Genomic DNA, 13,954 nt, shown 5'->3' on the forward strand with positions numbered 1-13,954 from the left:
GTATAGTAATTTAAAGGGATTTGGGAAGGGAGTGTCAAACCTCTAATATACACACTAATATACCCAGCAGGCCCAGGCCTGTAAGTCATAGGAGGCTTCACAATGACATTAATCAAACAGCTAGCCCCGCAGGATGAATTCACCGGCTTCTATCTGCTTAGAGAACTGGTGCTGAAACAGACGAACGGGACTCCTCCCAAGGATTACTTCGATATTGTACTAGGTGATGCCAGCGGCCAGATTTCGGCCAAATACTGGGACGTCAGCGTGACGGATAAGGAGACTTTTTTCCCGATGGCGCTGGTGAAGGTCCGGGGGATGGCTCATACGTACCGCGAGAAGCTCCAGGTCAAAATCACCAAGCTCAGACTGGTCAATGAATCCGACGGGGTATCGCTGACCGACTTCATCCGCTCGGCCCCGGTGCGTCCTGTGGACCTGGTCCATACCATTAAGAACGAGATGGCGAGTATTGCCGATCCGGAGATTGCTGCGATTGTCAACTTCTGTGTCGGGAAGGTTGAGGAGAAGCTGATGCATTATCCGGCGGCCAAGACCCATCATCATGCCTATTTCGCCGGGCTTGCTTATCACATGGTCCGCATGCTGGAGATTGGGGATTTCCTGTGCAAGCAACGTCCGTTCCTGAATCCTGATCTGATGAGAGCGGGGATTATCCTCCATGATATCGCCAAGCCGGAAGAGATGATCTCGCAGTATGGCATTGTGTCGGACTACAGTGTGAAGGGCAAGCTGATCGGGCATATCTCCATGGCCTCCAGCTGGATTACCGAAGCGGCAATCCGCACCGGCATTGATCTGGAATCCGAGAAAATCCTGGCGCTTCAGCATCTCGTCTTATCCCATCATAATCTGGGTGAGTGGGGAAGCCCGGTCCAGCCCCAGACGGCTGAAGCGGTTGCCCTGCATCATATCGATGCGATGGATGCCAAGCTGCAAATGGTGGAGGACGCCCTTGATACCACTCCGGAGACGGAGGAATGGACGCCGTTCATTAGAGGACTGGAGAATAAGGCCGTCTACCGGCTGAAGATATAACGATTGAGACCTTTGTTTCTCTGAAAATAGAGCAATCCCCCCATCCCGTAGTTGCGGTTTGGGGGGATTGCTTTGTTTAGGTTCAGGACGCAGAACGTATGCGAAAAACCGAACACATTTGGCGCTGCGATAGGAAATAAACCAGATGTTCAGGCAGACACCAGCATCATTCACCCGTTAGGTGATTTTGCTCAGTCTTCAGTCTCCGCAGCTGCTGCGGATTCTGCCTGTGCCTTCGCGGCGCTGTCCGCTTCCAGGCCATAGTGGCTGCACAGGGCGCGGAGTCCGCCCGCGAACCCCTCGCCAATTGCAGCAAATCTCCATTTGTCCTTATAACGGTAGAACTCGCCGATAACAACGGACATGCCTGGCATAATGTTCCGGCCGAAGGGGAATACGGCCAGTCTGACTCCCGTCCGGGAATCAACCAGTGATACGGAAGCGTTCCAGACCGGGCCCGGATTCCGGTCACCGCTGAACTCCGCAACCGTGAAGGCCAGCGCAATCCGTGTAATGGCTGCAGGCAGGCTGGTTAGCTGAAGATACAGATGTCCCATGTGCGCAGCGGGCTTAGAGCAGAAGACGGAGCCGCTAGGGTCTTCCATATTTCCAGAGAAGATAAGCTCCCGCTCTTGCTCACAGCGTCCACTCTCCCGGAGCAGGAAGGCAGCGGTCTCCGGCTGGCTCGCTTCCGGGTGCGAAGCCGGTGCATCCCACTCTACAGCAGCAAGGAGTCTGGAGGCGCTGAGCTTATCGCCGATATCGACTCGCTGCCCCCGCACCAATATGGGGACAGCCGCACCTCCGGCGGCTGGCGATGCTTCCGCCGGAAGCTTACCGGGCGATGCCGCTGGCGCTTCACCTGGCGACTGCCCGGCCACCGTTCCGCCCACCGGCAATCCTGGGCTAACATCGACCGCAGGACTGGCCGCTGCCTTCTTCCCGGCGGCCGGCTTCTTCGCGGCCTTCTTGGGCACTGCCTTGAACGGCGTATACCCGCTGTCATACATCGTCCCGGCCTTGTAGCCCTGGCTGCCGGCTAAGAGCAGCGGATCGAACTGCTGCCACTGCTCCATCAATTTCAGGAGAATCAGTGCAGAAGCTCTGGCATCCTCCAGGGCATCATGGTGCTTCAGCCGGATGCCGAAATGCGCCGAGATGACATTCAGCTTATGGGAGGGAAGGTCCTGGAGCATTTTTTTGCCGAGCAGGTAGGTACATAAATATTGAAAGCCGGGATAGCAGAGAGAGTAGTCATCCAGGCAGTAGCGCAGCACACTCATATCGAAGGCGGCATTATGCGCGATCACAATCTCTCCCTGCAGCAGCGGCTCCACCGTGGGCCACAGCTCGGCGAAGGTAGGCTGGCCTCTGACCATCGAGGGCGTAATGCCATGAATGGCAATATTCATCCCGTCGAACCGCTGCCGCGGATCAATCAGCCAGTTATGTTCCGCTGTAACGATACCGTCCCGGACCTGAACAAGCCCCAGGGCACAGGCGCTGGAGCGGCCGGAATTGGCAGTCTCAAAGTCTATCGCAGTAAAGTCCATCAGGTAAAGCCCCTATCTATCATCTAATACCTTTCATATTAAAGGAGCAAAGCTGGAAATACAATCGGTATAGGTTGTGCAATGGTGCCTCGATGGGGTATACCTTATCTATGAACTTCTGGAATAGACTGCTATGAAGAGGAGATGAAGGACTTGCAGCTGTCAAAAGGTCAAAAGGTCGAACTCACCAAAGGAAGAGAGGCTCACGAGATATCCATCCAGCTCCGCTGGAACACGCAGCATAGCGGAGTGGGCGTCGATGCGGCAGCCTTTCTGTTGTCGGATCAGAACCGGTGTGAACGGGATGAGGATTTTATATTTTACGGGAATCCGGTGTCGAGGGAGGGGGGAGTAGCGCATTCTGCGGAGGGGGAGAACGGGGCGGACCTGTCCATTTCGTTATCGAGAATACCTCAGCATTATGCCCGCATTGCGGTAACCTTGACGATCTATGAGGGCGAGCAGCGCAACCACCGGATGAAGGATCTGTCCGGCTTGCAGCTAACGCTGACAGACTGCAGGACTGGGGAAGAGCTGTACCGCTTCGAGTATGGGGCGGATCTGTCAGAGGAGACAGCCGTCGTAGCCGGGGAGCTGTACCGCCATCAGGGAGAGTGGAAGTTCAGCGCCATTGGCAGCGGGTATAATGGAGGACTTGCAGCCTTGTGCCGAAGCTACGGGCTTGAGGTGGAACAGGAGTCCGGGAACGAAGCCGCAGCGGCGGCTGAGGTATTGGAGCGAACACCTGAAGTGGTGGAGCAAACATCTGAGCTAGTGGAGCAGGCACCTGAGGTGGTGAATAAGACCCCGGAGGTAATCCGTCAGCCCGAGGCGGAGCCTCCGGTGAATATGTTGTCTTCGATTAATCTGCGCAAAAAGATTGTGGAGCTCACCCTGGTCAAAAAACAGCTCACCGGTGTAACCGCAAGAGTGGGTATCGTGCTGGACATCACCGGCTCCATGCGCAGCCTCTATGCCAGAGGGGTAGTGCAGGAGGTGGTAGAACGTATCCTCGCGGTTGCCAGCAAGTTCGATGATAACGGCTCCCTGGATGTGTGGGTCTATGATACGGAATTCAGCAGACTTCCGCCGGTTACCGAGCAGGAGCTTGGCAGCTATGTCTTCACTCATATTATGAACAACGATTCAATTCATAAGTTCGGGCGCAATAACGAACCGCCGGTGATGAATGATGTTATTGAAAAATACACCAAGGAGGAGCCGGACACGACGCCAGTGTTCATTATCTTCATCAATGACGGCGGTGTGGTCAAACTGACCCGCAAAGTCATTATGGCTGCCTCCTCGCTTCCGGTCTTCTGGCAGTTTGTCGGCATCGGCGACTCCGACTTCGAGGTGCTGAAGCAGCTCGACACGATGAGCGGCAGACTGGTGGATAACGCCAGCTTCATCCATCTGGACCGGATTGAAGACGTATCCGATGAGGAGCTGTATGACCAGCTGCTGAATGAATTCCCGCAGTGGCTGAAGGCAGCGAAGGCGAAGGGTATTCTGTAGCAGCATTCGCAGGGAAGCGTGGAACAACCGCTCAGTAGCAGCAATCACATGGAGCCGTGGTGCCCCGCTCAGTAGCAGCATTCATATTGAGTCGTGGTGCCCCGCTCTGAAGCGGCAATCACAATAAGCTGTAGTGCCACCGTACAGTAGCGGTAGCAGCATTCACATTGGGCCGTGCTGTTTCGGTCTGTGAGGGCATCCATATCGGGCTATGTTTGCTCCCTTACTGGGGCCGGATAGCACTGCAACGCGAGGAATGTTGCATGTTTTGCAGCTTTGATTCCCGGATACTTAGGCGTCCAAGGGGATTGTTGCAACAAATGCAGGAATTGCCCCGTTAAGCCGCCCGGAGGAGGAGAAATGCTGACGTTTAGACAACAATTTCGAATTTTGGTGCGGATGGGGAGGGGATTGTTGTCTTTTGGGCAAGATTTTTGCAATTTCCCGGCTCAAGTTGCCCTCGGACCAAACACAGCCCTACAGTGCTCCGCTGAATCACCGTGATAGGCCGTAATAAGCTCTACTAAGCCGTAACAAAACGATAAGCCCTAATAAGCCCCTAATATGCCGTAACAAAAGCACAGCTTAGCCCGTTATCCTGGCCGTAGAAGTTGGTTCCGCGTGTGAACCGGCGGAGACCGGCAGCTCCAGGCGGTAGCCTTTGACCAGAGTATCCCCGTTCTTCAAATCCGTTTCATAAGCCCGCTTGAAGCCCAATGCCTCGTACAATCTAATCGCAGAGGCCATCATATCCGAAGTATGAAGATTTAAGCTGGCTGCTCCTAGCGCAACAGCCCTTTCTGCGGCTTCACGGATCAGAAGTCTGGCCACCCCGCGTCCCCGGACCGCCGGAGATACGGCCAGCAGACGGATGATCGGTGTATGGATGCCAAGCTCCGGCCTGCCGTAAGCAGCCTCTGAGGAGGTGAACAGCAGCACGCTCCCTACAATTTGTCCGTCCAGCTCCGCTACAATCCGGGAGACGGGTGCATCGCCATGAACGGAGCCGAGAATAGAATCCCGGTACTCCGCCCAGAACGGTTCGGGCAGCACGGCTGCATATTCGCTGTAAGCTTCGAGCAAGACCCCGGCAATGGCTTCACGGTCGGAAGCTGCGGCTTCACGGATTACAAGTTCTGCTGAGTGATTCATCTGGTGCCTCCTGTCCGGTAATGGTGTTTTGTTATTATAATCTATAAATCCGATAAGTATAAGAGGAATTTAATGATTTTGATTAATGGATAGAAAAGTTCTATCTGTAATTGTGATCAATGTAATGGTTAAGGCCGTATGTTACACAATAAGTCTGTTGACAAAAAAAGGGCCGGTGACTAAGATATAAACAAATTCTATAGGAAAGTGCGGCCCTAATTCATTGTTAGTCAATTGGAATAGTGAAAATTATAAAATGCGGAGGGGGATTACGCTTGAATATCGAGAACATTGAGGCTTTTGTCTACATTAACCACTACGGAAGCTTCAACAAAGCGGCAGATGTGCTCTATATCTCGCAGCCGACAGTGACGGCCCGTATCCAGTCACTGGAACGGGAGCTGGACTGCAAAGTATTCGACCGGCTGGGCAAGCAGATTAACCTGACGGATAAAGGCCGCCAGTTCCTCCCCTATGCGCAGCAAATTCTGCAGGTCTATCAGAACGGCAGGCATCAGATTCAATCCAAAGGCCAAATCCCCGGCGAACTGAGGATCGGCAGCACCGTATCGGTCTCCAATTATCTGATGCCCCGTCTGCTGCTGCATTTGAAGCGGCGGTATCCCCACATCCGTATGAAGCTGACGACTGCTCCTACGGAAGTATTGATTGAGAAGCTGAAGGCGAAGGAGATCGATCTCGCTTTTATCCGCAAGGTAGTGAATCCGGCCATCCAGTCGTTCCCCTTCTGTGAAGACCCGATCTCGCTGTATGTGTATGCCGGTCATCCGCTGGCCCGCAAGGGCCGCGCTTCGATCCGGGAGATCTCTGAGCAGACCCTCGTATTCTTCGAATGCGGCTCGCTGGACTGGATGCGTCTGCACCGGGTATTCGAGAGCATGGAGCGTCCGCCGGGCATTGTCTATCAGGTGGATAACCTGGAGACCGCCAAGAAGCTGGTGCTGAAGCAAGCGGGAATCTGCTTCCTTCCAGCCTTGAGTGTGCAGGATGAGGTAGAGGCGGGAACGCTGGTAAGGGTGGATATCACGGAGACCGAAGGCATCTCCCTGCGGACCAGCCTGATCTCACTGAACGGGGAGAACGCGGAGTTCCTGGACACCCTGCTGGAGCTGGGGACGGGGACGTTGAGTAAGCTGAATTGACTTCTTGAATAACCATATTAAGAAACTCTATTAGCGCATGGCAGCGTGCAGTGATAAAGTTAATTGCATATAATCACCACTAAACAGATAGGGATTATCTAAATTGAAAAGGGGTTTGAGAGATGAACAAGACCATTTCGTTCGCATCCACACTTGTACTAACACTGCTGATCGCTGGCTGCGGCACCAATAACAGCGCAAATAACGGCAAGGTAGCGGGGGCAGCATCTCCGAATAGTCCGGAGTCCACGGCTGCTGCCGCCGATCCGGCTAAGGTGACCAAGATCGTGGTCGGCACCGGCACTGCTTTTCCCAATGTCTGCTTCATCGATGAGAACGGCAAGCTGACCGGCTTCGATGTAGAGCTGCTGAAGGAGATTGACAAGCGACTGCCGGAGTATGAGTTTGAATTCCAGACGATGGACTTCAGCAATCTGCTGCTGAGCCTTGAGACGAAGAAGATTGACCTGGTGGCCCATGTCATGGAGAAGAACCCGGAGCGGGAGCAAAAGTACGCTTTTAACAAGGAAGCTTATGCCCACTGGAGAAACCGCATTGTTGTAGCCAAAGGCAATGATTCCATCCAGACACTGGATGACTTGAAAGGTAAGAAGGTGCTGACCGGCGCGACCAGCGCACAAGCGCAAATTCTTGAGAACTATAACAAGGAGCACGGTGCGGATTCAATCCAAATTGTCTATCAGAACGGTGCCGCCAATGATACGGTCAGCCAGATTGATTCAGGAAGGGTGGATGCTACACTTGCTGCGGATTTCGTATTGCCAATCATCGACCCGCAGAGCAAGCTGCAGGCGGTGGGTCCCGAGCTGTCCTCCGCTGATATTCTGTATGTGCTGCGCAAGGATGATGCCCCTTCGCAGAAGCTGTCGGATGCCATTGACGGTGTGGTCAAGGAGCTTAAGACAGACGGCACCCTTGGCAAAATAAGCACACAGTGGCTGGGGGCGGACGTCACCACCTCATCGGTTCAATAATGCGCAGGCCCATACAGCGGAAAGGAGGTGCAGGATGGGTGCACCGTTTGATCTAGGTTTTGTCTTCTCGTTCCTGCCCAAGCTGCTGACTACGCTGAGCACCACGCTCCTTATCGTAGCCTGTTCGCTGCTCGCAGGAATGGTTGTCGGATTTATCATTGCGCTTCCCCGCCTGTATAAGGTGCCGGTCCTGAAGACCTGCGCTGAGGTGTACATCTCTTTTTTCCGGGGGACGCCCATTCTGATTCAATTATTCCTGTTCTATTACGGTCTGCCTGAAGTGCTGAAGCTGGTGAATCTGGATATGACGCGGACTCCGGTGCTGGTGTTCGTGATTCTGACTTACGGTCTGCATACCGGGGCCTTCATGTCGGAGATGATTCGCGCCTCGGTAACGGCTGTTGATAAAGGCCAGGTGGAAGCGGCTTACGCTACGGGGATGACCTCTTACCAGGCTTTTACCCGTATTGTGCTGCCTCAGGCGCTGGGAATTGCGATTCCCGTCTTCTCGAACCTGGTCATCGCGCTGCTGAAGGATACTTCGCTGGCGTTCACGCTGGGAGTGATGGAGATGACGGGCAAGGCTCAGACCCTGGGCAGCGCGACCCAGCATTTCATTGAGACGTATATTGCACTTGCTCTTATCTATCTTGTGATCAGCTTGTGCATTGAGAAGCTGCTGCTGGTAGCGGAGCGCCGGTTACTCCGGCATGAAGCTCAGGACAGCCCGGCGAAGAAGCGGTTCACTCTGCAGCGAAAAGCATCCTACCGCACAATCGTTGCGGATATGGGAGCGGGTAAAGGAGGCGGCACGTTATGAAGCTGGACCCATCGTTTATCTGGACGGCCTTCCTGCAGATTCTGGGAGCCATTCCTACGACGCTGTATATCACGGTTGTGTCGGTGCTGGCAGGCTTCGTGATCGGTACGGTTGTGGCCCTGATCCGGATTTATAGAGTCCCCGGGCTGTATCCGCTGGCCGCAGGGTATGTCACATTCATCCGCGGCACCCCGATGCTGACGCATCTGCTGCTGATCTATTTCGGGCTGCCGATGATCATCGACGGGCTTGCTGCACAGTTCGGCTGGAGCTTCCGCTCGGTATCAATACCGATGATCGGCTTCGCCTATATTTCTTTCTCCATTACAGCGGGGGCCTATATGTCTGAGGTGGTGCGCTCCGGTCTGCTGGCGGTGGATCGCGGTCAGCTCGAAGCGGCCCATTCCATCGGGATGAGCACTCCGCAGGCGTTGCGGCGGATTGTGTTCCCTCAGGCGCTGGCGGCGAGCCTGCCGAATCTGTCCAATTCCGTAATCGGGATGCTGCACGGGTCTACGCTGGCTTTTACCGTATCGGTGGTGGATATCAATGCCCAGGCGCAGATTGTCGCTTCAACCAACTGGAAGTTCTTCGAGGCCTACCTTGCGGCGGCGCTGATCTTCTGGGGACTGACGTTCCTCATTGAGCGGGCAACGGCCCTGATTGAGAAAAGGATAAATCTATATAACCGGGGGGGAGTCGCATGATTAAGCTGTCACAGCTATCGAAGTCGTTCGGGCGCCATCAGGTGCTGAACCAGATTGATCTGGAGGTGTCCAAGGGCGAGGTGGTGGTCATTCTCGGTCCCAGCGGCTCCGGCAAAACCACCCTGCTGCGCTGCGTGAATGTGCTGGAGAAGCCCAACGGCGGCGAAATCTCCATTGGGGACTTCAAGCTGGACTTCCGGCACGCCCGTAAGAAGGATATCCACCAGCTCCGGCAAAAGACGGCCATGGTCTTCCAGCAATATAATCTGTTCCGGCACAAAACCGCGCTGGAGAATGTGATGGAAGGCCTCCTGATCGTCAAGAAGCTGCCTAAGGAGGCAGCGAGGGAGAAGAGCATCGCCCTGCTGGAGAAGGTCGGACTCGGCGCCAAGCTGGATGCCTATCCGAGCCAGCTCTCCGGCGGCCAGCAGCAGCGGGTCGGCATTGCCCGGGCGCTCGCACTGGAGCCGGAGGTCATCCTCTTCGATGAACCGACCTCGGCACTGGACCCGGAGCTGGTGGGCGAAGTGCTTGCGGTGATCCGCAAGATCGCCAAGGAAGGCATCACGATGATTGTGGTGACGCATGAAATGGGGTTTGCCCGCGATGTGGCGAATCATGTGGTATTTATGGACGGCGGAGTGATTGTCGAGGAGGGCACACCCACGGAAGTATTCAACCACCCGCGTGAAGAACGAACGAAGCAGTTCCTGAAGCGGATTACGCCGGAGCTGAACTATTCCATCTAGGAGGCATATCTATGGCAATTACAATCAGCGTACTCGACCAAAGCCCGATCTATCCGGGGGAGACACCGGAAGAGGCTTTTGCACATACGATCAGGCTGGCGCAGCTATCGGAACGCCTCGGCTTCCGCCGCTTCTGGGTATCCGAGCATCATGATTCCGAGCAGGTAGCCGGGTCTTCTCCCGAGGTACTGATCTCGCACCTGCTGGCCAGGACGGAGCGTATCCGCATCGGCTCCGGCGGAATTATGCTTCAGCATTACAGCCCCTATAAGGTGGCTGAGAACTTCAACGTGCTGGCTTCGCTGGCCCCGGGACGGGTGGACTTAGGGGTAGGACGCGCTCCCGGAGGTCTGCCGCGCAGCACACAGGCCTTGCAGCAGGGAGGCGTGGAAGCCGCTTCATTAACGGACAAAATCACGGAGCTGGACAAATATGTGCATAACCGGCTGGAGGCGGAGCATCCGCTGCACGGGTTGAAGGCAGGCCCGCTCCCCGGCATCCCGCCGGAGCTGCATGTACTTGGCGCCAGTGTCGCCAGTGCCGAGATCGCAGCCAGCCTGGGCTTGCCGTATGTGTTCTCCCTGTTCATCGGCGGCGATCAGGCTGTTGCTCTAGAGGCGGTGCGGGCTTACCGCAGCGGCTTCAATAGAAGCGGCGGGCAGGAGCCGCAGGTGATTATTGCGCTGGCTGTCATCGTGGCCGATACGGAAGAGGAGGCCGGAGAATTGGCCGGAGCGCATAAGCTGATCCGCATCCGTTTCGCCAGCGGCAAGATCCTGACGCTGGCCAGCCGGGAGCAGGCCGAGGAGTTCACACGCCAGAGTGAGGAAGCGTACACGCTGGAGGAGCGGGAGCCTGAGATTACCAAGGGGACGAAGGAGACGGTACGTGAGCAGCTGCTGGCGTTGGCCGAAGCTTCCGGGGTGGATGAGTTCATCATCACTACGAATATACAGCCATTCGAGAAGCGGCAGCGTTCCTTCGAGCTGCTGAGTGAGGCGCTGGCCGGGGCTATTGCAGGGGCTTCATTATGACCAGTACAGCGGCAGAATCCGCTGCCCGTGAAGTGCATTCCCTGGCGTTCAAGGAGCGGCTGGTTGAAATCAGGCGTCATCTGCACCGGCACCCGGAGCTGTCAGGGGAAGAGGTTGAGACTACCGCATACATCACATCGCTGCTGAAGCAGGCGGGGGTGAAGATTACAGATTCCGGGCTGAAGACCGGGGTCATTGCCGAAGTCGGCGGTCAGCAGGGCGGGCCGGTGATTGCGCTGCGGGCTGACATAGATGCCTTGCCGATCCAGGAAGAGACCGGGCTGCCCTATGCTTCGCTGTATCCGGGCAGAATGCATGCCTGCGGGCATGACTTCCATACGGCAGTGCTGCTTGGAGCTGTGTATCAGCTCAAGGAGCAGGAAAGCGCTTTGAGCGGAACGGTTCGCTTCCTGTTCCAGCCTGCCGAGGAGAAGGCGAAGGGAGCGCAGCAGATCATCGCAGCTGGAGGGCTGGATCAGGTCCGTGCCGTGATCGGAATGCACAATAAGCCTGATCTGCCGGTAGGGACCCTTGGCATTAAGGCCGGTCCGCTGATGGCGGCCGCAGACGGCTTCGCTGTCAGTATCCGGGGCTTCGGCTCCCATGCAGCCGTGCCGGAGGCCGGGATCGATCCCATTGTAGCTGCCTCGCATATTGTAACGGCGCTGCAATCCATCGTCAGCCGGAATGTGAGCAGCCTGGGCAGCGCTGTAATCAGCGTCACGCAGATCCACAGCGGCAATTCGTGGAACATCATCCCGGACACGGCGGTGCTCGAAGGAACGATCCGTTCCTTCGATGGGGCGGTGCGCGGCAGGGTGCTGAAGCGGTTCGAGGAGGTGGTCACGGGTGTGGCCGCTGCGCTTGGAGCTGAAGCCAGCGTGCGCTGGATTGGCGGACCGCCGCCGGTCATCAACGATGCGCTGCTGGCCCGGCTGGGGGAAGAAACGGCAGCGAAGCTGGGCTATACCGCTGTACAGCCGGTGCCGTCACCAGCCGGGGAGGACTTCGCCTTCTATCAGCAGGAGGTTCCCGGATTGTTTGTCTTCACCGGCACGGCCGGAAGCCGTGAATGGCACCATCCTGCCTTTGAGCTGGACGAAGCAGCGCTGCCTGTAGGTGCAGAATTCTTCAGCGATCTGGCCGTCCGTGTGCTTGAATATCTCGCGGTGGAAAGGGGTGCAGATCATAGCGGAGCGTTCTGATTATGAAGTTATTATTGTCGGCGCCGGCTCCATGGGAATGAGCGCCGGCTACCATCTGGCCCGGCGCGGTGTGAAGACACTGCTGATCGATGCCTTCGATCCGCCGCATACGGAAGGAAGCCATCACGGGGAGACCCGGCTGATCCGGCACGCCTACAGCGGAGATCCTGCCTATATTGACCTGGCGCTCCGTGCCCAGGTGCTGTGGGAAGAGGCGGAGACAGAGAGCGGCCTCAAGCTGCTGGCTCCGTCAGGTGTGCTCAATCTGGCGGACAGCCGTGTGTATTCCTTCGCCGGACGCCATGCGGAAGCGCAGAAGCGGAAGGTGCGGACCGAACAGCTGGATGCGGCGGAAATCCGCCGCCGCTGGCCAGCCCTGAACCTCCCGGAATCCTTCGAGGCGATGTATGAGCCGGATGCCGGTTACCTCTATAGTGAGCGGTGCATTACCGCTTACCGGCAGCTTGCGCTGGCTCACGGTGCGGAGCTGCTGACGAATACACCCGTGCTGAAGGTGACGGCCCGCGAAGGCAGTGTCACGGTCCATACGAAGAATGGCGATTACCATGGAGCGGCTGCTGTTCTTAGTGCCGGGGCCTGGTTCAGTTCATTGTCGCCCTTCGTCAACTTGCCGATTAAAGCGGTACGCAAGGTAGTAGGCTGGTTTGGGAGTACGCCGGATTTCGATGCCGGGAGATTCCCCGGCTTCACGCTCGGTTCAGAGGATGGCGGGTTCTACGGCTTCCCAAGTATCGGCGGGGCAGGACTGAAGATCGGCCGTCATGACACAGGCGAAGAATGGAAGCCCGGTGAACCGCTGCAGGCATTCGGCAGTCTGGAGAGCGATGAAGGCGACCTGCGCCGTGTGCTCGAAGCCTATATGCCCGGCGCTGCCGGCAAGCTGCTTAAGGGCTCCGTCTGTAAATATGAGCATACGCCGGATGAGGATTTCATCATCGACCGCCATCCGGCTCACAGCCATGTGCTGCTGGCCGGAGGCTTCTCGGGCCATGGCTTCAAATTCTCCAGCGCGGTTGGCGAGATTCTCGCGGATCTGGCTGCCGGGGGACATACCGGGCAGAATATAGCTCCATTTGCATTGTCGCGCTTCAATAGCAGTGCATCCGATTTGAAATCATAGAGGGTGTGCGATGATATCTGGAGGACCGAGGAAGTGGAGCGTCCCCCCTTCATATGGCTAGGCGTAACGGACACTCGTTCGGGGATAGTTGTAGAATGTACACTTAAAAACAGCGAAAAGGCGTACATGTATCGTATAACTGTAGTCTGTACAACTAAATCTGCCCGAATGGTTGAATATCAGAAGCAAATGGATTTTTAGTTGTACGAACTACATTTAAACAGATAACGGGTTGTAAATTAGACGTTTTAGATGTACAAAGTGCAATTAAACATAGTGGCCTGAACAACGATAATCTAAACCTATACTGGAGGGAATTGCAATGAGCAGTGTGGAGCTAACGGGCTACTTGAATACACATGAGCAATTGGTGCGGGCGATAGAGGGGCTATCAGAAGAGCAATTAAGGTGGAAGGCTGGGCCGACAAGCTGGAGCGTGACCGAGGTACTGGCCCATCTGGCGGATCACAGCATTGTGGTCTCCTTCCGTATCCGTGATATTCTGGCGGATACGAAGGTTCAGCTCCCGGCGTTCAATCAGGATGCGTGGGTCAGCGGACAGCATAGTAATCAGGGGAAGGCCGCAGACATCCTGGAGCTGTTCCGCAGCCTGCTGCATTATAACAGTCTGCTGCTGGGAAGGCTGAGTCCCGCAGAATGGGAGAAAAGCGGGATTAACTTCAAAGGCGAGCCGGTGCGGATTACCGATATTGTCCGCAGCTTCTCTGCCCATGTGCAGAATCATCTGGCCCAGATTGAACGGGTAAAGCAGGGTGTACAGGCTAATCAAGCTGCTCAAGCTTCACAGCAAGCGGCTCTATAAGGATAGATCTTGAGGAATCATGCGGACTGAATACC

At 55.9% G+C, this 13,954-nt stretch carries 13 protein-coding genes and 1 pseudogene; 12 read left to right on the forward strand and 2 right to left on the reverse strand.

From position 1 onward, the window contains the following. Positions 1–102: 102 nt before the first annotated feature. Complete coding sequence (locus tag MKX51_RS05590; protein WP_340943211.1) at positions 103–1,059, forward strand: 3'-5' exoribonuclease YhaM family protein; 957 nt, start codon at positions 103–105, stop codon at positions 1,057–1,059. A 191-nt stretch (positions 1,060–1,250) separates the two neighbouring features. On the opposite strand, the gene MKX51_RS05595 is transcribed toward MKX51_RS05590, so the two are convergent. Then, on the reverse strand, positions 1,251–2,612 hold the full coding sequence (locus MKX51_RS05595) for a TerD family protein (protein ID WP_340991494.1): 1,362 nt from the start codon (positions 2,610–2,612) through the stop codon (positions 1,251–1,253). A gap of 144 nt (positions 2,613–2,756) precedes the next feature. Between MKX51_RS05595 and MKX51_RS05600 the strand changes: the two are divergent. Then, positions 2,757–3,230: pseudogene (locus tag MKX51_RS05600) on the forward strand (TerD family protein); the annotation flags it as partial. Between the two features lie 234 nt (positions 3,231–3,464). Beyond that, on the forward strand, positions 3,465–4,130 hold the full coding sequence (locus tag MKX51_RS05605) for a vWA domain-containing protein (protein ID WP_340944699.1): 666 nt from the start codon (positions 3,465–3,467) through the stop codon (positions 4,128–4,130). Between the two features lie 585 nt (positions 4,131–4,715). Here the strand turns inward: MKX51_RS05605 and MKX51_RS05610 are convergent. Continuing rightward, positions 4,716–5,282 carry a GNAT family N-acetyltransferase gene (locus tag MKX51_RS05610; protein WP_340991495.1) on the reverse strand — a complete coding sequence of 189 codons (567 nt, stop codon included), beginning with the start codon at positions 5,280–5,282 and terminating at the stop codon, positions 4,716–4,718. Between the two features lie 275 nt (positions 5,283–5,557). Here MKX51_RS05610 and MKX51_RS05615 point away from each other — a divergent pair, with 275 nt between their 5' ends. The 9 genes from MKX51_RS05615 to MKX51_RS05655 all read left to right on the forward strand — a co-directional run bounded on the left by MKX51_RS05615 (position 5,558) and on the right by MKX51_RS05655 (position 13,919). Continuing rightward, entirely contained in the window at positions 5,558–6,445 is an 888-nt protein-coding gene (locus MKX51_RS05615) for a LysR family transcriptional regulator (protein WP_340943206.1), read from the forward strand. Positions 6,446–6,567: 122 nt separating this feature from the next. Continuing rightward, on the forward strand, positions 6,568–7,440 hold the full coding sequence (locus tag MKX51_RS05620; protein WP_340991496.1) for a transporter substrate-binding domain-containing protein: 873 nt from the start codon (positions 6,568–6,570) through the stop codon (positions 7,438–7,440). Between the two features lie 34 nt (positions 7,441–7,474). Continuing rightward, positions 7,475–8,260 carry an amino acid ABC transporter permease gene (locus tag MKX51_RS05625; RefSeq protein WP_340943202.1) on the forward strand — a complete coding sequence of 262 codons (786 nt, stop codon included), beginning with the start codon at positions 7,475–7,477 and terminating at the stop codon, positions 8,258–8,260. Continuing rightward, on the forward strand, positions 8,257–8,967 hold the full coding sequence (locus MKX51_RS05630; RefSeq protein WP_340991497.1) for an amino acid ABC transporter permease: 711 nt from the start codon (positions 8,257–8,259) through the stop codon (positions 8,965–8,967). Before MKX51_RS05625 ends, MKX51_RS05630 begins: the two co-directional genes overlap by 4 nt. Beyond that, positions 8,964–9,716, forward strand: coding sequence for an amino acid ABC transporter ATP-binding protein (locus MKX51_RS05635; protein ID WP_340991498.1), 753 nt, complete (start codon positions 8,964–8,966; stop codon positions 9,714–9,716). The genes MKX51_RS05630 and MKX51_RS05635 overlap by 4 nt, the downstream gene beginning before the upstream one ends. Positions 9,717–9,727: 11 nt before the next feature. Continuing rightward, the gene (locus MKX51_RS05640) at positions 9,728–10,750 is read left to right on the forward strand and encodes an LLM class flavin-dependent oxidoreductase (RefSeq protein WP_340991499.1); all 1,023 of its coding nucleotides are present in this window, start codon (positions 9,728–9,730) and stop codon (positions 10,748–10,750) included. Continuing rightward, positions 10,747–11,955 (forward strand): amidohydrolase, encoded by a 1,209-nt coding sequence (locus MKX51_RS05645; protein ID WP_340991501.1) that lies wholly within the window; start codon positions 10,747–10,749, stop codon positions 11,953–11,955. Before MKX51_RS05640 ends, MKX51_RS05645 begins: the two co-directional genes overlap by 4 nt. Then, the gene (gene solA / locus MKX51_RS05650) at positions 11,939–13,096 is read left to right on the forward strand and encodes an N-methyl-L-tryptophan oxidase (protein ID WP_340995517.1); all 1,158 of its coding nucleotides are present in this window, start codon (positions 11,939–11,941) and stop codon (positions 13,094–13,096) included. Before MKX51_RS05645 ends, solA begins: the two co-directional genes overlap by 17 nt. A gap of 322 nt (positions 13,097–13,418) precedes the next feature. Beyond that, on the forward strand, positions 13,419–13,919 hold the full coding sequence (locus tag MKX51_RS05655; protein WP_340991502.1) for a DinB family protein: 501 nt from the start codon (positions 13,419–13,421) through the stop codon (positions 13,917–13,919). The last annotated feature ends 35 nt before the right edge of the window (positions 13,920–13,954 follow it).

This window comes from Paenibacillus sp. FSL M7-0420 (genome assembly GCF_038002345.1).
Taxonomy (GTDB): Bacteria; Bacillota; Bacilli; order Paenibacillales; family Paenibacillaceae; genus Paenibacillus_AQ.